Origin of the sequence: Micromonospora sp. KC606 (genome assembly GCF_004348675.1) — a bacterium.
Taxonomy (GTDB): domain Bacteria; phylum Actinomycetota; class Actinomycetes; order Mycobacteriales; family Micromonosporaceae; genus Micromonospora.
Genome location: NZ_SMKN01000023.1, coordinates 1 through 19989, shown reverse-complemented (window position 1 = coordinate 19989; position 19989 = coordinate 1). Strand labels below are relative to the sequence as shown.

Annotated in this window: 22 protein-coding genes and 1 pseudogene; 10 read left to right on the top strand and 13 right to left on the bottom strand. The window is 70.1% G+C overall.

The window, feature by feature from the left end:
* Positions 1-90 precede the first annotated feature (90 nt).
* Together E1193_RS08380 and E1193_RS08375 are read left to right on the top strand one after the other, a co-directional pair.
* The gene (locus tag E1193_RS08380; RefSeq protein ID WP_132181853.1) at positions 91-735 is read left to right on the top strand and encodes a TetR/AcrR family transcriptional regulator; all 645 of its coding nucleotides are present in this window, start codon (positions 91-93) and stop codon (positions 733-735) included.
* A gap of 234 nt (positions 736-969) precedes the next feature.
* On the top strand, positions 970-1344 hold the full coding sequence (locus tag E1193_RS08375; RefSeq protein ID WP_132181851.1) for a hypothetical protein: 375 nt from the start codon (positions 970-972) through the stop codon (positions 1342-1344).
* An 87-nt stretch (positions 1345-1431) separates the two neighbouring features.
* Here the strand turns inward: E1193_RS08375 and E1193_RS08370 are convergent, their stop codons facing one another.
* The 8 genes from E1193_RS08370 to E1193_RS08340 form a co-directional block, all read right to left on the bottom strand.
* Positions 1432-2925 (bottom strand): glycoside hydrolase family 130 protein, encoded by a 1494-nt coding sequence (locus E1193_RS08370; RefSeq protein WP_132181849.1) that lies wholly within the window; start codon positions 2923-2925, stop codon positions 1432-1434.
* A complete protein-coding gene (locus E1193_RS08365; RefSeq protein WP_132181847.1) occupies positions 2922-3974 on the bottom strand; it encodes a glycosyltransferase in 1053 nt (350 codons plus the stop codon). Before E1193_RS08365 ends, E1193_RS08370 begins: the two co-directional genes overlap by 4 nt.
* A complete protein-coding gene (locus tag E1193_RS08360; RefSeq protein WP_132181845.1) occupies positions 3971-5107 on the bottom strand; it encodes a glycosyltransferase in 1137 nt (378 codons plus the stop codon). Before E1193_RS08360 ends, E1193_RS08365 begins: the two co-directional genes overlap by 4 nt.
* A gap of 71 nt (positions 5108-5178) precedes the next feature.
* The gene (locus E1193_RS08355) at positions 5179-6192 is read right to left on the bottom strand and encodes a glycosyltransferase family 4 protein (RefSeq protein WP_132181843.1); all 1014 of its coding nucleotides are present in this window, start codon (positions 6190-6192) and stop codon (positions 5179-5181) included.
* Positions 6189-6362: a hypothetical protein gene (locus E1193_RS31770; protein ID WP_165945681.1), complete on the bottom strand. Its 174-nt coding sequence runs from the start codon at positions 6360-6362 to the stop codon at positions 6189-6191. Before E1193_RS31770 ends, E1193_RS08355 begins: the two co-directional genes overlap by 4 nt.
* A 341-nt stretch (positions 6363-6703) precedes the next feature.
* Positions 6704-7504, bottom strand: a complete 801-nt coding sequence (locus E1193_RS08350) for a SigB/SigF/SigG family RNA polymerase sigma factor (RefSeq protein ID WP_132181841.1) — start codon at positions 7502-7504, stop codon at positions 6704-6706.
* Between the two features lie 145 nt (positions 7505-7649).
* The gene (locus E1193_RS08345; RefSeq protein ID WP_132181839.1) at positions 7650-8381 is read right to left on the bottom strand and encodes a GAF and ANTAR domain-containing protein; all 732 of its coding nucleotides are present in this window, start codon (positions 8379-8381) and stop codon (positions 7650-7652) included.
* An 83-nt stretch (positions 8382-8464) separates the two neighbouring features.
* Positions 8465-9226, bottom strand: a complete 762-nt coding sequence (locus E1193_RS08340; protein WP_207922627.1) for a GAF and ANTAR domain-containing protein — start codon at positions 9224-9226, stop codon at positions 8465-8467.
* A 383-nt stretch (positions 9227-9609) separates the two neighbouring features.
* Here E1193_RS08340 and E1193_RS08335 point away from each other — a divergent pair, with 383 nt between their 5' ends.
* The 3 genes from E1193_RS08335 (at position 9610) to E1193_RS08325 (ending at position 11210) form a co-directional block, all read left to right on the top strand.
* A complete protein-coding gene (locus tag E1193_RS08335) occupies positions 9610-10080 on the top strand; it encodes a hemerythrin domain-containing protein (RefSeq protein WP_132181837.1) in 471 nt (156 codons plus the stop codon).
* Positions 10081-10270: 190 nt separating this feature from the next.
* The gene (locus tag E1193_RS08330) at positions 10271-10477 is read left to right on the top strand and encodes a hypothetical protein (RefSeq protein WP_132181835.1); all 207 of its coding nucleotides are present in this window, start codon (positions 10271-10273) and stop codon (positions 10475-10477) included.
* The gene (locus tag E1193_RS08325; protein WP_132181833.1) at positions 10467-11210 is read left to right on the top strand and encodes a VOC family protein; all 744 of its coding nucleotides are present in this window, start codon (positions 10467-10469) and stop codon (positions 11208-11210) included. The genes E1193_RS08330 and E1193_RS08325 overlap by 11 nt, the downstream gene beginning before the upstream one ends.
* Positions 11211-11406: 196 nt before the next feature.
* Here the strand turns inward: E1193_RS08325 and E1193_RS08320 are convergent, their stop codons facing one another.
* The gene (locus E1193_RS08320) at positions 11407-11826 is read right to left on the bottom strand and encodes a response regulator transcription factor (RefSeq protein WP_243707420.1); all 420 of its coding nucleotides are present in this window, start codon (positions 11824-11826) and stop codon (positions 11407-11409) included.
* Positions 11823-12587, bottom strand: coding sequence for a histidine kinase (locus E1193_RS08315; RefSeq protein WP_132181829.1), 765 nt, complete (start codon positions 12585-12587; stop codon positions 11823-11825). The genes E1193_RS08320 and E1193_RS08315 overlap by 4 nt, the downstream gene beginning before the upstream one ends.
* Positions 12588-12905: 318 nt before the next feature.
* Here E1193_RS08315 and E1193_RS08310 point away from each other — a divergent pair, with 318 nt between their 5' ends.
* A complete protein-coding gene (locus tag E1193_RS08310; RefSeq protein WP_165945680.1) occupies positions 12906-13241 on the top strand; it encodes an ABC transporter permease in 336 nt (111 codons plus the stop codon).
* A 143-nt stretch (positions 13242-13384) separates the two neighbouring features.
* Here the strand turns inward: E1193_RS08310 and E1193_RS08305 are convergent, their stop codons facing one another.
* Positions 13385-14521: an FAD-dependent monooxygenase gene (locus E1193_RS08305; protein ID WP_132181825.1), complete on the bottom strand. Its 1137-nt coding sequence runs from the start codon at positions 14519-14521 to the stop codon at positions 13385-13387.
* Between the two features lie 259 nt (positions 14522-14780).
* Between E1193_RS08305 and E1193_RS08300 the strand changes: the two are divergent.
* From E1193_RS08300 to E1193_RS08285, 4 genes and pseudogenes are all read left to right on the top strand, one after another.
* Positions 14781-15005 (top strand): annotated as a pseudogene (locus tag E1193_RS08300) (heat-shock protein HtpX); the annotation flags it as partial.
* Positions 15006-15299: 294 nt separating this feature from the next.
* Positions 15300-16418, top strand: a complete 1119-nt coding sequence (locus tag E1193_RS08295; protein ID WP_165945679.1) for a histidine kinase — start codon at positions 15300-15302, stop codon at positions 16416-16418.
* Entirely contained in the window at positions 16411-17121 is a 711-nt protein-coding gene (locus E1193_RS08290) for a response regulator transcription factor (RefSeq protein WP_132181821.1), read from the top strand. The genes E1193_RS08295 and E1193_RS08290 overlap by 8 nt, the downstream gene beginning before the upstream one ends.
* A gap of 41 nt (positions 17122-17162) precedes the next feature.
* Positions 17163-17450 carry a hypothetical protein gene (locus E1193_RS08285; protein ID WP_132181819.1) on the top strand — a complete coding sequence of 96 codons (288 nt, stop codon included), beginning with the start codon at positions 17163-17165 and terminating at the stop codon, positions 17448-17450.
* A gap of 117 nt (positions 17451-17567) precedes the next feature.
* Here the strand turns inward: E1193_RS08285 and E1193_RS08280 are convergent, their stop codons facing one another.
* Entirely contained in the window at positions 17568-19064 is a 1497-nt protein-coding gene (locus E1193_RS08280; protein ID WP_243707418.1) for an IS1182 family transposase, read from the bottom strand.
* A gap of 72 nt (positions 19065-19136) precedes the next feature.
* A complete protein-coding gene (locus E1193_RS08275) occupies positions 19137-19775 on the bottom strand; it encodes a flavin reductase family protein (RefSeq protein ID WP_132181893.1) in 639 nt (212 codons plus the stop codon).
* Positions 19776-19989 lie beyond the last annotated feature (214 nt).

The window sequence follows — 19989 nt, the reverse complement described above, 5'->3', positions numbered from 1 at the left end:
TTCACCATACGCCAAAGATGTCTCACTGTGTCAGGCTAGACCCTGAGTGCTAAACATGGCTCATTGTGCCGACTGGTGTACGCTGGTCCCGTGGACGAGCCGAAGGTGGGACTGCGCGAGCGCACGCGCAACATGGTGCGTGCGCAGTTGGCGGGCGCGGCCCTGAAGCTGTTCGTCGAGCAGGGCTTCGAAGCGACGACGGTCGAGCAGATCGCGGCCGCAACCGGCCTTTCCCGCCGCAGTTTCCACCGGTACTTCTCCAGCAAGGAGGACGTGCTCGGGCAGTGGTTCGCGGAGATGGGCCAACAGATCGCCACGGCCTTGGCCGCACGTCCGCCACAGGAGCCCCCATGGTTCGCGCTGCGCCGCGCCTTCGACGACCTCGTGCAAGGGATGAGCGCCCGACCAGAAGCACAGGTCATGACCCGCATGATGTTGAGCACTCCCGCGCTACACGCCAGCCACCTGCACAAGTACGCGCATTGGCGGGTGTTGCTCGCCGATGTGCTCCAGCGCCGCCTTGCCGAGGGTGAGAGCAGACCGGCCCGGATCGCCGCGGTCGCACTCGCCGGCGCGGCACTGGCCAGCCTCGAGTCCGCCCAGTCGGAGTGGGTTTCGGAAGGTAACCAGCGGTCTCTCGACGAGCTGGTGGACGAGGCCATGAACACCGTCGCACCGCTGCCGGGCCAGACAAAGAACCAGGGCCAGACAAAGAACCAGGGGCAGCGCAACTAGTGCCAACGCCGGTCAGTTGGGGCGGCGGCCGGCGTGCCAAGGCGTGCTGGTGGACGGACAGAGGTGTTCGAGCGGGCGCGAGCGTCGGGTGAGACCGGCGGCCCCGTGCCGGTCGAGCTGGTCCTGGACACGCTCGCCGGCGCCGTGCTATTCCACCTGGGAATCCTCGGCGATCGCCCCGACCACCGACTGGCCGGAGCATCGCCACATGATCGCTGAAGGAATCGAGGTCCGGTGGACGGCTGGCTTCTGGCCTCAGGCGCGGTCGCGGGAGTCACCGCCCTCATCCACGTCATCGCGGGCGGGCCGGACGTAGTTCGCGCCCTTCTCGGCAGCACCCTGCCTGATGAGCCCATGCGTACGCTGCACGCGGTGTGGCATTTCGTCACCGCGGACCTGCTACTCAGTGCGGTGGCCTTGCTCGGCCTCGGGCTGTATCCCGAGTCGAACGCGCCGCTGGTGCTGTTCATCGTCGCGCACTTCCTCGCCTACGCGGCGGCGTTCGTGGTCGTCACCCTCCGTGCCGAATGGTCACGGCCCCTGCTTCGACTGCCGCAGTGGATGCTCCTGCTTCCGGTGGCGATCCTGGCGGCGGCCGGCACGGTCTGACCGGAGTCGGTGCTCTGCTGGCGATCGGCGGCGGGTATCCCGGTGCTCGTTGGCAAGGCCAGCAGCAGCTCGGCGGCAGCCGGCCATTCAGCCGTCCCGGCCGCCCGGTGCTGGCGTGGATTCCACCATCCCGGCCAGGAGCGCGGCCAGCGGCATGGTGGCAAATCCGACCCGGGCGTCGCTGGCCCCGTACGGCAGCCACAGCTCGCCGTCGTGGATGAGCCCGCCGCAGGAGTAGACGACGTTGGGGACGTACCCGTCCCGGTCGGCGTTGTCAGGTGACAGGAGCGCACCGGGGAGCCGCGCGACGACCCTTTCCGGTCGATGCAGGTCGAGCAGGAGCGCGCCGATGGCGTAGCGGCGCATCGGGCCGACCCCGTGGGTGAGCACGAGCCAGCCGGCGTCGGTTTCGATGGGGGATCCGCAGTTGCCGACCTGGATCAGTTCCCAGCTGTCGCAAGGGGTGTGCAGGGGCACCGGCGCCTGCCACCGGTTCTCCGCGTCCAGGCAGGTCAGGCCGATCGTTTCGCCGTCGGCGCGGCACAGTGCCAGGTGTCGGCCGCCGACGGTACGGGGGAACAGCGCGAGGCCCTTGTTGCGGGCGCCCGGCCCGCGCATCGGGGTGATCTCGAAGTGGCGCAGGTCAGCGCTGACCAGGGCGCGGGTGGCGATGCGCCGGCCGTCGTAGGCGGTGTAGGTGGCCCGGTACAGCGGTCCGGCCCCGTCGGTGAGTCTGACGAACCGGGCGTCCTCCATGCCGTTGCTCTCCGCGGGGATGGTCGGCCAGAGCACCCGTTGATGGAGGACGGTGTCGGCGGGGAAGGTCATGGCGTAGCTGGCGGCATCGGTGCGGCGTAGGTGCTCGAGAGTGCCCGGACCGGTGCTGCGAGAGAGCAGGTCTGCCGGCAGGTTGCCGAGCACCTGCTCGAAGGTGGCCTCGTCGTAGCGTTCGGGCAGGGCGTCCAGCACGGTGGCGGTGATCTCGTTGTCGCAGTCCACCTCGGTCAGACCGGCGGCGAGGAGGTCCCGCCGGTGCCGTATGCCGACTCGCTGCCCGACGACGAGGGGGCCGGACCGGTCGGCGACGGCGAGCCGGTGCCCGGGTCCGAGGACCGCGGTGGCGAACCCGATGGACGACAGGTGCCCCTCGCCGATCTGGCGCAGGCTGACCGCGACGCGCAGCTGCCCGGCGATCAGTCCGGCCTGGTCGGGGTGGACCACCATCGACGGATTGCACAGGGCCGCCGCCTCGACCGCGTACTCGTGACTGAAGTAGGCGCCGATAAGGAGCCGGGTGGTGGGGGAGAGGTCCCGAGTTCGGGCGACGCGGTGCCGGACGAGGTCGTAGTGGTGGTGGAAGGTGCCGTCCAGATCGCGGTGTCGAGTGCCGAAGCGGTCGAAGGCGTCCCGCAGCAGCCGGCCGGTCTCCTCGTCACCGAGCTGCGCGACGCGGTCGACGAGGGCCCGCGCGCGGGTGCGTACCAGGGCCGCGTCCTCGCCTGGGACAAAGAGCTTGACGATCACCCGGCGGGGATCAGGGGTGAGGGTGAGGTCCTGCCGAACAGCCCGGATACCGGTCATGACCACCGCCGGGCGTGCTGCAGGGTGGAGATGAGCGCGAGGGTGGACTCGGCGCCCTGGTTGAGGTTGGGTCCGTGCGGGGTCAGCCCGTCGTAGCCGCCACCGGTCGCCGGATCCCACATCGGCATGCCGAGGTCGTTGTCGCCCAGAAACCACCCGATCGCCTGCCGTAATCCGGTCTCCCAGCCGGGGTCGCCGGTGACCGCGGCGGCCGTGGCGCAGGCGTCGGCGAAGGCTGCGACCTCGATGGGCTGCTGGTCGTGGCGCAGCCGTACCGCGCCGCGGCGCCACCCGGCGGCCGGCACCACCGAGAGCCGCCGGTTGCGGAGTTGGATGTCGTGCAGCCAGGTCAGCATCCGCAGCCCCGCGTCGAGCGGTGGGCCGTCGTGGCGCAGCTGGCTGGCGGCGATGATGACCTCCGCGAGGGCCGCGCTGGCGTAGGTCAGCCGCTGCTGCGGCCAGGGCCACCGTGGATCCGGATCGGGGGTTCCGATCATGATGGCGGCGTCGGCCAGCAGCGCGGCCGCGGCGGCGTGGCCGGCGTGGCGTCGTAGCACCTCGACGGCGCCGAGTCCGGCGAAGGCCATCGCGTGGGGGGCCGGGGAACGCCGCGCGGCACCCTTGCTGAAGGCGACGAGGGCCTCCTCCCGGATCCAGGCGGCGGGGCTCCGGGCGGCGGCGGTGCCCAGCCCCCACAGTGCCCGGCCCCACCAGTCGCCGAGCCCGGGCTGGTCGGTCCAGCGCCGGTCGTGGCCCATCCGGTTGTGGAAGGAACCGCGCGCGTCCTGGGCGTGGGTCAGGAAGGCGAGGTAGCGCTCCGCCAGCCGGATCACCTCCTCGGTCGGCTCCGGCTCGCGGCTGGTGACGACCAGGCCGCGGGCGACGTCGTCGGTGCAGTAGCCGTGCTCGCGGCGGACGATGGCGTGGCGTGCGTGTTCGAACAGGCCGGTGTCGTCGCTCAGCCGGCTCAGGTGCGTGAAACTCGGCGGGTGCGCCGACCAGCGGCGACCGCTGTCCGCCGTGCTGGGGAGGTCGGTGGTCGTCGTCACGCCGACGCCGCGCTTACCACGGTGGCGCGGTGCGCGACGAGCCGCTCGGCGAGGGCGTCGTAGCGGGCGGCCACCGCCGGCCAGCGCAGGTCGGCGGCCAGTGGCCGGTTGCGGCCGGCCAGCCGGGCGGCCAGGCCCGGTTCGGTCAGGATCCGCCGGATAGCGGCGGCCAGCGCCGCCGGCTCCTGATGGGGTACGACCAGACCGGGGCCGCCGGTGAGAAGTTCGACGGCGTGCGGGAATGCCGTGGCCACGACGGGTACCCCGGCGGCCACCGCCTCGATGAGCACCCCGGAGGTGACCTGTTCGTGGGAGTCGTAGGGCAGCACCACCACGTCGGCGGAGCGGATCAGCCGGCCGAGAGTGGCCTCGTCGTGGTAGACGTCCTGGTAGTCCACGCCGTGCGCGACGCCCAGCTGCGCGCCGAGCCGGTGCAGTCCCGCCCGGTACGTCTCCCCCTGGTGCTCGATCACCTTTGGATGAGTCCGGCCTGCGACGGTGTACGTGGGGGTCGGTTCGAGGTCCTGCAATCGTGCGAGGGCTCGCAACGACCACTCGACGCCCTTGCCGGGACCGAGGAGTCCCCAGGTCAGCAGGTGGGGGCGGGGGCGGCGGTGCACGGGTACGCCGATGTGCTCGGCGGCACCGTGCGGGATGACCGTGACCTTGTCCGAAGGCACGGCGTAGCCGACGAGCAGCCGGTCGCGGGCCGTGTCCGTCATCGTGACGACCGCGCCGGCGGCGGCGATGATCTGCTCCAGCAGGGACCTCTGCCGGCCGGACGGCTGACGGAGCACGGTGTGCAGGACCACGATGCTCGGCACGGTGAGTCGGCGCAGCAGCGGCAGGACGTCCTCGCCGTCGGTGCCGGGGTAGATGCCGTACTCATGCTGGACGATGGCCACGTCGAAGGCGTTGAGGGCGGTTGCGGCCTCCCGCCAGCCGGCCGGGGTACGCGCCGACCAGGTGTGTACGACCCCGGGCAGAGCCCTCTGGTCGTCACTGCCGTCGGTGATTCGCACGATGCCGCCGGGCGTTCCGTCGGCGGTCAGGTGGGCGCTCAGGGCTGCGTTGAAGGTGGCAAGTCCGCACCGGGTCGGGGGATGGGTGCTGAGGAACCCGTAGCTGGGCATGGGTGTCGGGCCTTCCGGTTGTCGGGATCGCGCGGGCCCTGTCGTCGGGAATCGCCGGTCGTGCAACAGGCTCAGAGGTGCGGCCGGTGGGTGAGGTCGTCGTAGACGGCCAGGTAGTCGGTGACCATCCGGTCCGCGCCGAAGCGCTGTCGTGCCCGCGCCCGGCAGCCGGCCCGGTCGAGGCCGCTGACCCGGGTGACAGCGTCGACGGCCTGCTCGACGGTGTGCACGACAAATCCCGTCACCCCTTCGTCGACGACCTCCGGCATGGACCCCCGCGCGAACGCGACGACCGGTGTGCCGCAGACCATCGACTCCACCACCGACAGGCCGAACGGCTCGTCGAAGGCGATCGGGTGCAGCAGGGCGGCGCTGGCGCCCAGGATCTCCGCGCGCCGTCGAGGCGGCACCGCCCCGAGGAAGGTGACCTGGTCCCCGTCGATGTGCGGGGCCACCTGTTCGGCGAAGTACCGCTCGTCCTGGACGATGCCGCAGATGGTCAGGGGCCGGCCGGCGAGGCGGGCGATCTCGATGGCGGTGTGGATGCCCTTGTCGGGATGGATCCGGCCGAAGGCGACCAGTCCGGGGCCGGCGTCCGGGGTGAACGGCAGCCCGGTGAGGTCGACGCCGTGGTACACCGTGGCGACGTAGTCGAGCCCGGCGGCCCGGTCGGCGTCGGAGATCGACACGTAGGACGAGCGGGCCCTGGTGTAGGCCGGCAGGATTCCCGCGCCGGAGAACCCGTGCACGGTCGTGAGCAGCGGAGCGCGGCAGTGCTCGGCGAAGGCCAGCGGTAGCCAGTCGAGATGACTGTGCACCAGGTCGAACTGCGACGAGCGGGCCATCGCGTGGGAGACGTGCATCGCCTCCCACACCCGGCCGTCCATGCTCGGGTCGTCGGCGTATCCCCGCGGGCACACGCCGTCGAGGTCGGCGGAGGTTATCGAGTCCAGCGTCGCGAAGAGTGTCACGTCCACGCCGCGCGTGATCAGCCCTTCGGCGAGCAGGCCGGTCACCTGTTCCCATGGGCCGTAGTGGTACGGAGGTGTCCGCCAGGCGACCGGCCCGAGCAGAGCCACCCTCACGGGGACGGCGCGTCGGCGAGATCGGCCGGATTGAGCCGCAGGGTGGTGAGCAGCCCGGTGTGCTCGGCGGGATTCACCCGCTCCGGTAGTTCCCGCTCGACCCAGTCGGCCCTGGCCTGCTGGCCGCGCTCGCGCAGAGCCATAACGATCCTGTACCTGGCGATCCTCATCGTCTACTCCCTCGAAAAAGCGTTCGGAACGATCATGGTCACGGGTGGCGGTGTGGAAGCCCGGTCGAAACCCTTCACCGGGTGCTGAGGCGCGGCGGGCGGTCGACGTGTCGCCGTGACCGGCGAATAGTGGGGCACGTACGTGCGATCCCCCGGGGCGCAGCCGGCGTGGCAGCACCGCAGCGGCGGGACCTCGTCGGTCCGGACCGCTCCAGGCTACGCCGGTACGGGCCCTGCCGTGCCGGGGTGGCCCCCGGGAAGCGGTCAGCGGTCAGCAAACGTCGTGACGATCACCAGCGGCAGAAGCCGGACGGCCACCAGGAGCAACACCCGCAGACCGGTCAGCGGAGCATCTCGGCTTTCAGCTGGGCCAAAGAGCGCTTCAGCAGCCGGGAGACGTGCATCTGCGACAACCCGACCTGGGTGGCGATCTGCGCCTGGGTCAGGTCGCCGTAGAACCGCATGGTCAGAATCTGACGTTCACGCGGGGGAAGCGCCGCGAGGTGCAGTTGGAGGGTGAGGTGGTCATCCACGTCTGCGTATCCCGGATCGGCGGCGCCGATGAGCGCGAGGCGTTCGACGCCGTCGTTCCCGGGCGGTGGCCCGTTCAGCGACGGCAGGCGATAGACGCCGCGGGCGGCGACGGCGGCCACGAGTTGGGCGGCGGTCACCTCCAGGTGGTCAGCGAGCTCTTCGTCAGTCGGTTGGCGACCGTGTTGCTGCCCGAGCTCGCCGCGGGCTTCGGGTACCCGGGCGCTCAGTTCCTGCGCTGCCCGTGGCACCCGGATCGCCCAGGCCGTGTCGCGGAAGTGCCGCCGGATGCCGCCGAGAATGGTCGGGATGGCGTAACTGGCGAACGGCACGTCCCGGCTGGTGTCGTATCCGTCGACGGCTTTGATCAGGCCGATCGCGCCGACCTGAGCCAGGTCCTCGTATGGTTCCCCGCGGCCGGCGTAGCGGCGGGCCAGTCGACCAGCCATCGGCAGGTTCGCTTCGATGATCGAGGTTCGCAGCCGCGCACGGTCAGGATCGTCGACGTTCAGGGCTGCGCGTAGACGCAACAGTTGTTCGCTGTACCCCGTTTTCGGGCTCGACGTCGGAGGGGACGAAACGGCCATCGGTGTCTGGATGGGGGTGACCATTGTTCAACGCCCCTAATGGGTTGGCGACGGCGAGAACGGCGGCCACCGGGGACCCGGGCGACATGGCCACCGTACGCCTCCATCTCCCCGACCAACAACCTGAGAGCCGAGTTCTCGGAAACTGGCTCGGCTGTGGAGCCGGTCGTCAGCCGGGCAGGTTGGCGTCCGGTCCCGGCGCGAACTGCTCGGAGCCGTCGACGATCGCCTGGGACAGTTCGGACAGTCGCCGGTTGCGGCTGCGGGCGCCGTCGCGCAGTATCGCGAAGGCCTGGCCCACGTCCACCTGGAGGCGTTCGGCCAGGACGCCCTTGGCCTGCTCGATCAGGACGCGGCTGTTCAGTGCGGTCTGCAGCTGTTCGGTGAGGATGTCGCCTCGGTGTATGGCTCGCTGTTGCAGCAGTCCGATGGTTGCCACGTCGGCGAGCGCCTGACCGATGCGGAGCTTGCCCTCGTCGAGGGCCCCCGGCCGGACGTCGAAGAGGTTCAGCGCGCCGATGACGTCGGAGCGCAGGCGCATGGGCAGGGCGTGCACCGCGGCGAAGCCGACCTCGGCCGCGGCGGCGGTGAACCTTGGCCATCGGGCAGTGGTGAGGGTCAGGTCGGCGACCGACACCGGCTGGCCGGTACGGAAGCAGTCGAGGCAGGGGCCCTGGTCGGTCTGGAGCTGGAACAGCTCCAGCAGTCGGGTGCGTTCGGATGAGGCGGCGACCACCTGCAGCGTGTCCCGCTGGTCGGTCAGGAGCAACCCAGCCGCCGACACACCCAGCAGCTCGACACACCTCTCGGCCAGCACGTGCAGGAACTCGATCACGTCGAAGTCGTCGATGAGAGTGTCGGCCATCTCCACGAAAACGTCGGCCAGCTGGGTCTGGGCCATTCCGGTCACCTCGTTGATCAGTGGCTCCGTCGCTCGCCCGACGGGATGGTCCGTAACGCGCCGTCCTGGCGCCGATCCCTTGTTCACCCATTCTGGTCACCAGGTGTCCCGGCCGGTTCGAGACGCAGGCGTCGGGCGACGACGTCAGCTGCCACGTCCTGGAGCCGCCGGTCCTGGGAGTACGCATAGGCGCGTAACCGGACGAGCGCCACCGCCGCGCTCACTCCCAACTGGACCATGACCATACCGGTCGCCTGGTGTACCTCGGGGTGTCGCAGGCCGGTCCGCTCGGGCGACTGATCGTCCCGGTCCACCCCGCGGCGGGTCGCGTCGTCCAGCAGCACCGCGCATGCCGTGTCCGCCAGGACCAGCGCGTCGGCCAGTTGCTCCGCCCCGAGATCACCGGCCCGGGCCCGGTAGAGGTCCAGGACACCGAGGCGGATCCCGCCCACCCGTAGTGGCAACGCGAACACCGCGCCGGCCCCGGCGAGCACCGCGGCCGGCGCGAACACCGGCCAGCGGTTCCGGCACTCCGGTGCCGTCAGGTCGGCGACCAGGACAGGTCCACCGGTCGTCGCGTCCACGCCCGGCCCCTCACCGAGGATCAGGGTCAGGTCTTCCAACGCCGACGCGGTCCGATCCGTGGCGTGCATCAGTACGCGCGGGGTGGCGTCGAGTATCACCGCGACGGCGGCGGAGTCCACGCCCACGACCGACACCGTCGTCGCGCACACATGATCGACCGCGACCGTGCCGCCCCGGGCGGCATCGGCGAGAACGGCCCACAGCCGCAGCCGGCGATCGGAGGTCGTCGGATCGCCGCGCCCCGGGTTGTCCTTGCCCACTACTGGCTCCGACCCGGATCGTTCGAAGCGGACGTCGCCGTACGGCACCGAGGTCCCGGGCGGCGGCCAAACCCTACTCCCCCATGACTCTGCCGCGCGACCGGCGGTCCACCCGGACCCCGACGGCGCCGGGCGGTTCAGGAGGGCCCGAGCCACCGGGACGCGTCGGCGCACGCCGCCGCTCAGGGCTGCCGGATACGGTTCCACGCTGACCGGGACTGCTCGGGCCTCACAAAGAGTCACATCCTTCGGACAAGTGTCCCGGTGCGCTTCGCGGTAGGCTGGACCGCAGCGTCGCGTGCCGGTGGCAGACCGTGTCAGGCATGGAGGCGCCGGACCGAAGGGAGCACCGACGATGATCGTCGTCCCTTCGCCTTCCACCCGTGGGTGAGGGCGAGAAGACCAGGCTGGTTGCCTGGAGCCGAGAGCTGCGCGGTGTCCACGACAGACTGCGCGAAGCTCTGACCGTGACCCGGCAGGCCCTGGCCGCTGGCGAGTCGGCGCAGCCAGCGACCAGAGACCTGCTGCTGTTCTGCCACGGGTTCTGCACCGCACTGACGGCCCACCACGAGGGCGAGGACCGCGACCTGTTCCCCGCGATCGCCCAGCAGCACCCCGAGCTACGCGAGACGCTGCACCACCTCCAGCAGGACCACTCGATGATCGCCCACCTGCTGGCCGGGGTGCAGGCCGCCGTGACCCGGGCCGCCTCACCTGTGGAGCTGGAGCAACACCTGGAGGGCGTGGCGGCGATCATGGAGTCGCACTTCAGGTACGAGGAACGCAAGCTCCTGCACGTCCTGGAGACACTGGCACTGGACGCCGACCCGCTTGCTGTGCTGGGACCCCTGTGATCCCCCAACGGCTGGGCTGGCCGGTGCGCCGGGTTGGCCTGTTACCGGCCCAGCGAGCGGCCTGACGCGTGCGACAACCTGGCGGCAGCCTGTGAGCGCCGATGGTTCGCGGCAACCCGTGACCAGCGTGTCCGTCCACAGCCGACTCCGCTCGTCGGAAGGCCATCCGGGCGATCGGCGTACGAAGCTGATGTCACTGACTTTTTGGGGGCGGCAGGCTCTGACCTTCGTCGAGCGCCGGCAGGCCCAGTGGGCGAATCGGATCGCCGAGGGGATGACCCTCGCCGAGCTGGAGACGGCAGCCGCGACACTGCGTCGCCTCGGGCGGTACCTCGACACCGATCCCCTCGACACCGACCGACCCGCCCCCGATGAGAGGAATGACCGTGGCCAATGAGGTAACCATCCCCCTGTTGCCCTGCCGCTCCATCGACGACATCGGCGACTTCTACACGATGCTGGGCTTTGTCGTCACCCACCGCCAGGAGCGCCCCAACCACTACGTCTCCGTCCAGCGGGAAGACCTCCAACTCCACTTCTTTGGGGTGCCCGACCTCGACCCGGAACAGTCACACGGCAGCTGTCTGGTGTTCGTCCCGGACGTCGGCGCCCTCTACCAGTCCTTCGCGGACGGCATGCGAGCGAGGCACGGCAAGGTCCTGCTCGGCGGGATTCCTCGGGTCACCCGCCCCCGGAAGCGGAAGAACACCGGCCAGGCCAGCGGCTTCAGCGTCATCGACCCGGGTGGCAACTGGATCCGGATCTTCCAGACTCCCGCCGCGGACGGGACCAACGATGCCGACGTCGGCGAGGTCGAGGCCGAACCCACCAGCCGGCTGGGCCGCACCCTCCAGAACGCGATTGTCCTCGGCGACTCCAAAGAAGACGCCACGCAGGCAGGAAAGGTCCTCGACGGCGCCCTGGCCCGCGTCGACGACGAGCCCGACATCACCGTCGTGGTGGAGGCACTCGTCTACCGCGCCGAACTCGCCATGCGGCTCGGCGACGTCGCCCGCATCGACGAACTGCTGACCAGGGTACGCGCCACCGCGCTGGACGAGGGCCAACGTACCCTGCTCGCCGACGCGCTCGCCTCGGTTGAGGAACTGGGCACTGCCCGCCGCGCCTGAAAGCGACTCGTGAGCAGGCGAGAGGGCACACGTTCCCGGCTGCCGGTGTGGACTCGCCCAACGACTCACCCGACAGCTTCCAGCAGGCGCGGTTGCGCGACCACCCCCCGGCGGCGTCGGTCGCTCCCTGGCCCACCCGGTTCGGTGCGTGACGGCTCGATCGCCGCCGCGACCGGCGTCCTGCCACCGGCGCCGCTTACGAGACGATGTGCCGTTCCCACGCCCAGGCAACGACTTCGACCCGGTTGCGGGCGGGCAGCTTGGTCTGGACGTTTGCCAGGTGCGTCTTCACGGTGCCGACGGAGATGAACAGGCGGGTGGCGATCTCGGTGTTGGTCAGTCCGCGGGCGACGAGTTTGACGACGTCGATGACGACCTTCATCGGGTCGGCCACGTCGGGGCCGGCGAGCAGGCGCAGCGCTTCGAGCCCGTCCAGGCGTGGCATGCGGATGTCCAGCAGGGCGACGTCGGGGCGCAGCCGGCGGGCGAGCTCGACGGCTTCGACACCGTCAGCGGCCTCGCCGACGAGCCGCATGTCCGGTTGGGCGTTGATGATCATGCCGAAGCCGGTGCGGACCATCGCCTGGTCGTCGGCGACGATCACGCGGATCGTCACGCGTTTCCCTTCGCTTTCAGCGGCAGCGTCGCTTCCACGGTCCATCCTCCGGTGATGCCGGGCTCGGCGTGGAATCGGCCGCCGAGGGCCTTGACCCTTTCGGCGATGCCGGCGAGCCCGAAGCCGTCGTGCTCGCCTGCGCGCCCGGCGCGTGTCGGAGGCGTGCCGTCGTCGGTGACCACGACCAGCAGCCAGTCCGGGGTACGGCGCAGCGACACGTCCACCGCGCTTGCCCCGCTGGCGTGCCTCCGGGTGTCGGTCAGGGCCTCGAGCACGATCCGGAATGCGGAGGTGTCCACGTCGACGGGCAGTCCGTCGAGGATGCCGTCGATGTGCAGCCGCACCGGCGGGCCGCCGGAGGCGGTGAACCGGTGCGCCAGGCCGGCCAGCTCTGCGATGCCGGCCAGCGGGACGACCGGCGCCTGCATGGTCCGATCGTCGCGCAGCACACCGACCATGCGCCGCATCGCCGTCATGGTCTCCGATCCGGCGCACTCGATCTGAGTCAGGGCGTCGATCACCCGTTGCGGGTCCTGTCCGGCGATCAGCCGTGCCCCCTGTGCCTGCACGACGATCCCGGTGACGTGGTGGGCGATGAAGTCGTGCAGATCGCGGGCGAACTCGGCGCGCTGCTCGGCGAGGGCTGCGGCGAGCCGCCGTTTCCGAGCGTTGTCGAGCGAGCGCAGGTACGCGCCGAGGCGCCGACGTGGAGCGGCACCTCGCCGTCGTGGCCCCGGCGGACTTCGATCTTCGCGCCCCATCCGGCCACACCCTGCCGGACGAGCTGGTCCGGCAGGCCCAGGCACACACCGAGCTGACCACGATCGTGCCGTACCGCAGCACCACCGTTCGGGTCGGTCAGGCGACCTCCGAGGTGACCGCCACCGACGTCCACCTGGCGGACCTGGCCACCTGGAGCCGGATGCGGGCCAGCGTCACGGCCGGCAGCCTGGGCGATCTCGGACCGGGCCGCGCCGCCCTGGACGAAGCCGTCGCCAAGGACGCCGGCGTACGGGTCGGCGACACCGTCACCGTCACCAGCGGACGGCACACCGTCCGAGTGCGGGGCGGTCGTGGGCGTGGGTACCACCACGGCGCTGTCGGCGGTGGAGCGGATCCGCGAAGCGGGGCTGCTCCGCGCGGTGGGCATGTCCCGTGGCGGACTCACCATGATGCTCACCGTCGAGGCTGGGCTCTACGGCACCGTCGGCGCCACCATGGGCGTCCTGCTCGCGGTGCCGTACGCGGCGATGTTCGTCAAGGCCGGCAGCGGCGACGTGCCGGTGGATATTCCCACCGGCCAACTCGCCGCCGCGGTGGTGATCCTCGCGGTACTCACCGCGCTGGCCGGACTGATTCCCGCCCGCCGCGCGGCGCGGGTCAGCCCGACGGCAGCACTCGCGACCGACGGCTGACCGCTGCGCGACCACACCGGCGGACCGGTCCACGGCAAGGACGGGCCGGTCCGCCGCCCACGGATTCTCCGCAGCGGAGCGCACCACGACGTCAGCCCACGTCACCGGCGGTCATCCGGCACTGGGGGCCTGTCGTGTGGGGATCAGACCAGCTTCGGCGGTTGCCAGTCGGCGTAGCGGGCCATCGAGCGCAGGGCCATTTGTGGTGGCGAGAGACGCATGACGGTGTTGCGGGCAGCCACGGCGATCGGGTTACTCAGTTGCTGACCGAAGCGGCCTATCACGCGTGAGGCCTTCGCCACCTGCTGACTGCGTGGCCGGCGCTGCTGGTCGTAGCTGGCCAACCCGTCCGGGCGGTCGGCGACCGCCGCCAGCACGACGGCGTCCTCGAGTGCCTGGTTGGCACCCTGGCCGAGGTTGGGCGTCATGGCGTGCGCGGCGTCGCCGAGCAGGGCGACCCGCCCCTTGACATAGGTGGTGAGCGGCCCGTCGAGACACGCGAGGTCGTCGCGCTGCACGGAGCCCGTGGCAGCGATGAGAGCCGGAATCGGATCATGCCAGCCGCCGAATCGGGCACGGACCTCAGCCAATTCGTCGGTGGCCCGTTGCCCGGGCGCCGCGTTGACAGCGCCGTACCAGTACACGCGGCCATCGGCGAGCGGCACCATACCGAACTCTGCACCCCGGTCCCAGCTGATGGCGACGACCAGGTCGCCGTCCCACACCGGTGTCACCCCGCGCCACGCCGACACGCCGACGTGCACCGGGGCGCCGGCCTCCGGCCACAGCAGGTTACGGACCGCGCTACGGATGCCGTCGGCTCCGACCACGAGATCAGCCTGTGCCCGCCCCGACCCGTCCACGGTCCGGTACCTGACGCTGCCGTCCTCGGTGACGCTGGTTACCTCGGCGCCGGTGACGACGGTGCCGTCCGGCAGAGCGCCTAGCAGGATTTCGTGGAGGGCGGCGCGGTGGACGCCGATGGCCGGCGTACCGAGCAGGCGCTCCATGGCGCCGGCGTCGACGCGGGCCAACCACCGCCCGTCTGATCTGCGCGTGCCCCCGGACATGTCGGCCCGGCCGCGCCCCCGGACGGCGGCGCCGAGTCCGAGCACATCGAGGCAGCGCACACCGTTGGCCTGCAGCACCAGGCCGGCCCCAACCTGGCGAAACTGGGCGGCCCGTTCGAGCACGGTCACCTGCCAGCCTCTGCGGCGCAGGCCAATGGCGGCACCCAGGCCCCCGATACCGCCGCCGACGACGATTGCGCTACGCGCCATGCCGACCCCGATCTACGGATGTGGAAGAAGACACTACATCCGTAGATCGGGGTCCATCGTTGCCGAATGACCTGTTTCGCTAGTCTGACCGATGCCGCGACCGACGTACTGGCTGAGCGGGGCATGCGAGTCCTTCGCCGGCGGGTTGCGGGGCGGTGCCGCAGCAGCTTTCGGTGCCGGTGGAGTCGCTGGGGTTGCTGTTGCAGACGCCGGTTTCGAGCAGGTCGAGTTGGACGTCGCGGGCTGTCTGCCAGTCGCCGTAGAGGTCCGCTCCGCCGGCAGCGCACCCGCCGAGACCGTCAACCCGGCCGCCGTCGAGGCCATGCGCGAGGTCGGCATCGACGTCACCGACCAGACCCCCAAGCTTCTCGAGTACGAGACCGCGGAGTCGTCTGACGTGATCGTCACCATGGGCTGCGGCGACGCCTGCCCCGTCTTCCCCGGCAAACGCCACGAGGACTGGCGGCTCGACGACCCCGCCGGCAGCCCACCTGCCAGCGGGCGGCTCATCGCTGAGCGGGAGCCCCTCATATCCGAACCCCATCCGCTGGTCATCATCGGTTCCGGACCTGCCGGATACACCGCCGCCGGCTCTCTGATGTCCAGGTGGACACGGTTCTTGCCGGCCTTGGGCTCTGCTAAACGCGGGTGCGTACGAGACCGGGACGCAGACGCAGCCGGTGGCCCTTCGGCGTGACCACGCGGTCACCGATTCCTGTCGGCTGATGGCCCCGGGTAATGTGCAGACATGGCTCGGCCGCGTCAGGTCCTGTCGTTGTTGGCGCGGTCGTTCGGCCTGGATCTCGGCGCCGCGCTGCTCTGCGTTCTGGTTTTCTGGCTGCCGCTGGTCGACCGTCCCGGCTGGTCGCGCTCCGTGCATGCGTGGGCCATCGTCCTGTTGATCGTGGGGATGCTGCTCCGGTCGCGCTGGTCCGTCGTGGCGTTCTGCCTCGTTACGGGAGTGACGCTCGCCGGCGCGGTGTCGGGCATGACTCATGACCCGTTTGTGGCCGCCGCGTGGACCCTTTTTCCTGTCGCGGTTTCGTGGGGCAGTCCCAGGCTGGTCCCTGCCACCTCGGTGACGATTGGGTTGGCGATCGTCCTAGTGGCGGTTGGCGGACCGGCTGGGGCTGAGGAGACCGTCCGGTATGTGATGGTGAGTCTGCTGGTGCTGGCCGGGACGTGGGCGTTGGGCAGCACGATGAGGAGGCAACGACGGCAAGCCGAGCACGCGTTGCGGGCCGAGAAGGAGCACGCGGTCACGGCGGAGCGGCTTCGGGTCGCTCGGGAGGTCCACGACATCGTTTCGCACTCGTTGGGCACGATCTCGGTCGTCTCTGGTGTCGCGCGTCAGGTCGGCGACGACGCCGGACGGATGAGGGAGAAACTCGCGCAGATCGAGACGACGAGCCGCGAGGCGCTGGATGAGCTGCGTGCGGCGTTGGTTGCAGTCCGTGACCCCGGTGAAGGCGTGGCGCGCGGCCCGCAGCCGGGCATCGATGACCTGCGAGGGCTTGTCGAACGCGTCGAGCATGCCGGGATCGCCGTGAATCTGACGGTGAGCGGCTGCGACCGGGTCCCGCCGGGTCCCGGGCTGGCCGTCTACCGAATCGCGCAGGAGGGGCTGACCAACGTGACCCGGTACGCGCCCGGTACCAGCTGCCAGGTGGCGGTCGTCGGAGGCGACACCGATGTACGTGTCGAGATTGTGGACACCGGTCCGGCGAACGGGTTGGTATCCCGCAGCGCAGCCACCGGATCCGGGTTCGGGCTTGTCGGCCTACGGGAGCGGGTTCGACTCATGGGCGGCGCCCTCACTGCCGGGAGAAGGGCCGAAGGCGGGTTCGCCCTGCGCGCGGTCGTCCCGCTGGGGCGGCACGAGGTGAGCGGTGGCTGAGCGGATCGGCGTGTTGATCGCCGAGGACCAGGATCTGTTACGGGCGTCGTTGCGCGAGCTGCTCGAAAGCGATCCGTCGATCGTCGTGGTGGGTGAGGCCCGCGACGGTCGGGAGGCGGTCGCCGCGGTCGACCGGGTCCGGCCCAGCGTGGTGTTGATGGACATTCGTATGCCGGTGATGAATGGATTGACCGCGACGGAGTTGATCTGTGAGCGACAACCGGCGACGCGGGTCCTCATTCTGACGACGTTCGACCTTGACGAGTACGTCTACAAGGCCCTCCGCCTCGGCGCGTCCGGGTTCCTGCTCAAGAACGCCGCGCCGGCGGAGACCCTGCGCGCCGTCCACGTGGTACATGCCGGTGACGCGATGCTCGCGCCGGAGGTAACCCGCCGGCTGATCGCCGATGTCTCCGTGCGGATGGACCGTCGACAACCCGACCTGGCCCGATTCGACGTGCTCACGGATCGCGAGCGCGATGTCGTGGCCGCGATTCTGCGAGGCATGTCCAATGAGGAGACCGCCGCGGAGCTGTTCCTCAGCCGGGCCACGGTCAAGACGTACCTGAGCCGCCTGTTCCTGAAGCTCGGTGTGCGGGACCGCACGCAGTTGGTCATCCTCGGGTACGAGTGCGGGCTCGCCGAACAGCTCCGCGAGCCGGACGGCTTCCCGATCTCGCAGCTGGGACGGCGTCGTCGGTAGGTGTCAACCTTTGGCCGATGACTCGTGCACGGCCCGGCCGGATGCTGAACGACGTGATCGACGTTGCCAACCTGACTAAACGCCATGGTCGAAAGATCGCCGTCGATCACCGGTGTCCACTCGTCGAGCAGCGTATCGACGACATAAGCCGGCTCAGATCGGACACCACGGTGCCCCAGTGGTTCGACGAAGGGCTCGCCGTCGTCGTCTCAGACGACCCGCGCTATCTCAAATCACGCTCGGCAGACGACCGGTGTATGGCCCCGCCGGACGGCGCCCTTCCCCAGACGCTCGACCAATGGCTAGGAGCGTGGGTCGGTAACGGGTGATCGTGGCGGGCGTAGCCCGTCGTGTTCGCCTGGTTGGCGTGTTCATGGCCGCAGATCGGCTTTCGGGGCGCGGTAGCGGGCCTCCTTCGGTCTGGAGAGTCCCTGCCGGCCCGGTCGTCAGGGGCGGGCTGCGGTCAGCCCGGCGGTTCCGGCGTGCCGAAAGATTTTGCGGAGGTTGTGGCAGGCGGCCAGGAGCCGCCATTCGCCGCGTGCTCCGTTCTCGCCGCGCAGCAGGAGTTCCCGGCCGTCCTGGCAGGTTATGATCTGGCCGAATACGGGTTCGACGATGGCTTTGCGGCGGGCGTAGGCGGCGCGGCCGGGCTTGGTCCGCAGCTTGCGGGCCATGCGTTCCCTGGGTGTCGCGTTGGCCGGGATGCGTCCGCGCGGGGCGGCGCTGACCTGCTCGTCGTGGGCCAGGCGGCCGGTGGCCATGAGGGTTTCGGTGCCGTGCTCGGCTTGACGCGCGGCGGCGGCCGCTAGGTTGGCCTCGGAGCAGTACCCGGCGTCGACCAGGGCCTGCTTGGCGTGGACATCGGTGTTCGCGGCGGACTGGTCGAGCATGCCGGTGTAGTTCAGCGCGTCGGAGGGGTTCGTCGTGACGTCGGCGGCGGTGATGATCTGGTGGGCGTCGTCCACGACGGCCTGGGCGTTGTAGGCCTGGATGTAGGCGCCGTCACCGTTCTTCATGATCCGGGACTGCGGGTCGGTGAAGTTGGCCTGTGCCTTGTCCTTCGGCCGTGCGGTGCCGGCGGCGGTGCGTCCGGCGGCGGTGACGGCATCGGGATCGTCAGCGCCGGACCGCCCCTGGCGGCGTGTCTCTTTGTCCTCGGCGTGCCTGCGCGCCTTCTCAGCGGCCTCGGCCTCGATCTGCGCCCGGGCGGCCTGCAGCCGGGCCAGGCGCTTCTCCCGCCGGTCCAGCTCGCCGGGCAGGTCGATGTCCTTGCCGTTCACCCCGAACACCGCGTCCTCGGCGGCATCGGCGGCTTCGGCGTCGGCCAGCAGCGCCTCCGCCTCCAGTTCCGCGATCTGAAGCTCGACGCGTTCTTCCTTGTCGATCAGCCGGGCGTAGCTCATGGCCTTGTGTTTGGAGGCGTTGGCTTCCAGCTTGGTGCCGTCCAGGGCGACCCGGCCCATCTTCACCATGCCCAGCTTCTGCGCCAGGTGCAGCGACTGGGTGAGGATCCCGGCCAGGGCGTCCAGGTGCCGGGCCCGGAACCGGGAGATCGACCGGTAGTCAGGGCCCTGCCCTGCGGCCAGGTAGCGGAATGCCACGTCGTCTACGCACTTGCGCTCGACCGCCCGCGACGAGCGCACCCCGGTGGTGTACCCGTAGATCAGCAGCCGGACCATCAGCCTTGGGTCATACGGCGGGAACCCGCGCCTCTCCGTATAAGAGGCCAGGATCGGCCCGAGGTCCAGGACCTCATCGACCAGCTCGGCGACGAAGCGGGCCAGATGGTTCTCAGGCAGCCACTCATCCAGCGAAGGCGGCAGCAACAGCATCTGATCGGGGGCGAACACCCGGAACGTCTTCCTCCCCGGCGTAGCCGACACGGTCGTCGGCCGGGCGACCGCCGCCGGATCCACCTCGAACAGGCCATCCCCACCAGACATACTAAGTAAGATAGTTCCGTACGAAAGATCACGAACAGCTGGTGGGTGGGGTTGGCGGCACGCGGCACCACGTCAAACGGTCGCCGGCTGCAGCTGATGCGGCATGTTCCAGCCCTCGGCGAGCCTGGACGGATGCACATTCTGCCCGCCGCCGAAGAACTCGGTGAACTTCATGATGAGCGGGTCCCACTTCAGCGGATCGATGTAGTGCGTCCCCGGGATGATCAGCTCCTCCTCGACGTGGGTGCGAAGGATCTCGACATGGAAGGCGGTGGCGAAGGAGGTGGGGCCGCTGAAAGGGGTCGCCGAGACGACTTTGCACTCCATCTGGATCGGGCACTCCGCAGCCCGGGGCGGGAGGATCAGGTCTGAGGCCTGCTCGGTCAGGCCGGCGGTGGAGAACTTCTCGGGCTCATACCGGTAGCCTTGCGCCGCCTTACCTTCAGGCACCACCGCCTTGCCTGTGGTCATCGCGATCCGGTCCACCGCTTCGACCATTGCCGATGACGGCAGGTTCAGCACGCATTCGCCCTCGCGCAACAGGTTCGCCGTCGTCTGGCCACGGTTGCCCAGCCCCAGCATGCAGGACTGGCCCAGCCACCACGCCGAGGACATCGGCGCGAGGTTCGCGGTGCCGTCCTCGTTGCGCGAGCTGATCAACACCACCGGAGTTCCGAAGTACAGCACCTTGAGACCGGGGACCACATGCATGTCATTGCCTTTCGCACGGATGAGCTGAACAGGCCCGCCGCACAGTGCGCGAGCCATGGCCAACTTTCCCTGAAGCAAGCGAAAGATACTGGCGGCAATCGGACCCTGCGCTCCAGCAGAGCGGGCCGATGGCCGTTGACACGCCACCGGAACCGTCTGCGTTGCCACCGTCACCGGAACCAGACGACCACGACACGCCCCGCCCCTGTCTCTT

Excerpts from the sequence above, each read along its gene's own strand:
- E1193_RS08370 (WP_132181849.1), bottom strand. The coding sequence starts at position 2,925 with ATGACCGGTATCCGGGCTGTTCGGCAGGACCTCACCCTCACCCCTGAT.
- E1193_RS08360 (WP_132181845.1), bottom strand. The coding sequence starts at position 5,107 with ATGCCCAGCTACGGGTTCCTCAGCACCCATCCCCCGACCCGGTGCGGA.
- E1193_RS31770 (WP_165945681.1), bottom strand. The coding sequence starts at position 6,362 with ATGAGGATCGCCAGGTACAGGATCGTTATGGCTCTGCGCGAGCGCGGC.
- E1193_RS08350 (WP_132181841.1), bottom strand. The coding sequence starts at position 7,504 with ATGGTCACCCCCATCCAGACACCGATGGCCGTTTCGTCCCCTCCGACG.
- E1193_RS08345 (WP_132181839.1), bottom strand. The coding sequence starts at position 8,381 with ATGGCCCAGACCCAGCTGGCCGACGTTTTCGTGGAGATGGCCGACACT.
- E1193_RS08330 (WP_132181835.1), top strand. The coding sequence starts at position 10,271 with ATGTCACTGACTTTTTGGGGGCGGCAGGCTCTGACCTTCGTCGAGCGC.
- E1193_RS08315 (WP_132181829.1), bottom strand. The coding sequence starts at position 12,587 with ATGGGGCGCGAAGATCGAAGTCCGCCGGGGCCACGACGGCGAGGTGCC.
- E1193_RS08305 (WP_132181825.1), bottom strand. The coding sequence starts at position 14,521 with ATGGCGCGTAGCGCAATCGTCGTCGGCGGCGGTATCGGGGGCCTGGGT.
- E1193_RS08285 (WP_132181819.1), top strand. The coding sequence starts at position 17,163 with ATGCTGAACGACGTGATCGACGTTGCCAACCTGACTAAACGCCATGGT.
- E1193_RS08280 (WP_243707418.1), bottom strand. The coding sequence starts at position 19,064 with ATGTCTGGTGGGGATGGCCTGTTCGAGGTGGATCCGGCGGCGGTCGCC.
- E1193_RS08275 (WP_132181893.1), bottom strand. The coding sequence starts at position 19,775 with ATGCATGTGGTCCCCGGTCTCAAGGTGCTGTACTTCGGAACTCCGGTG.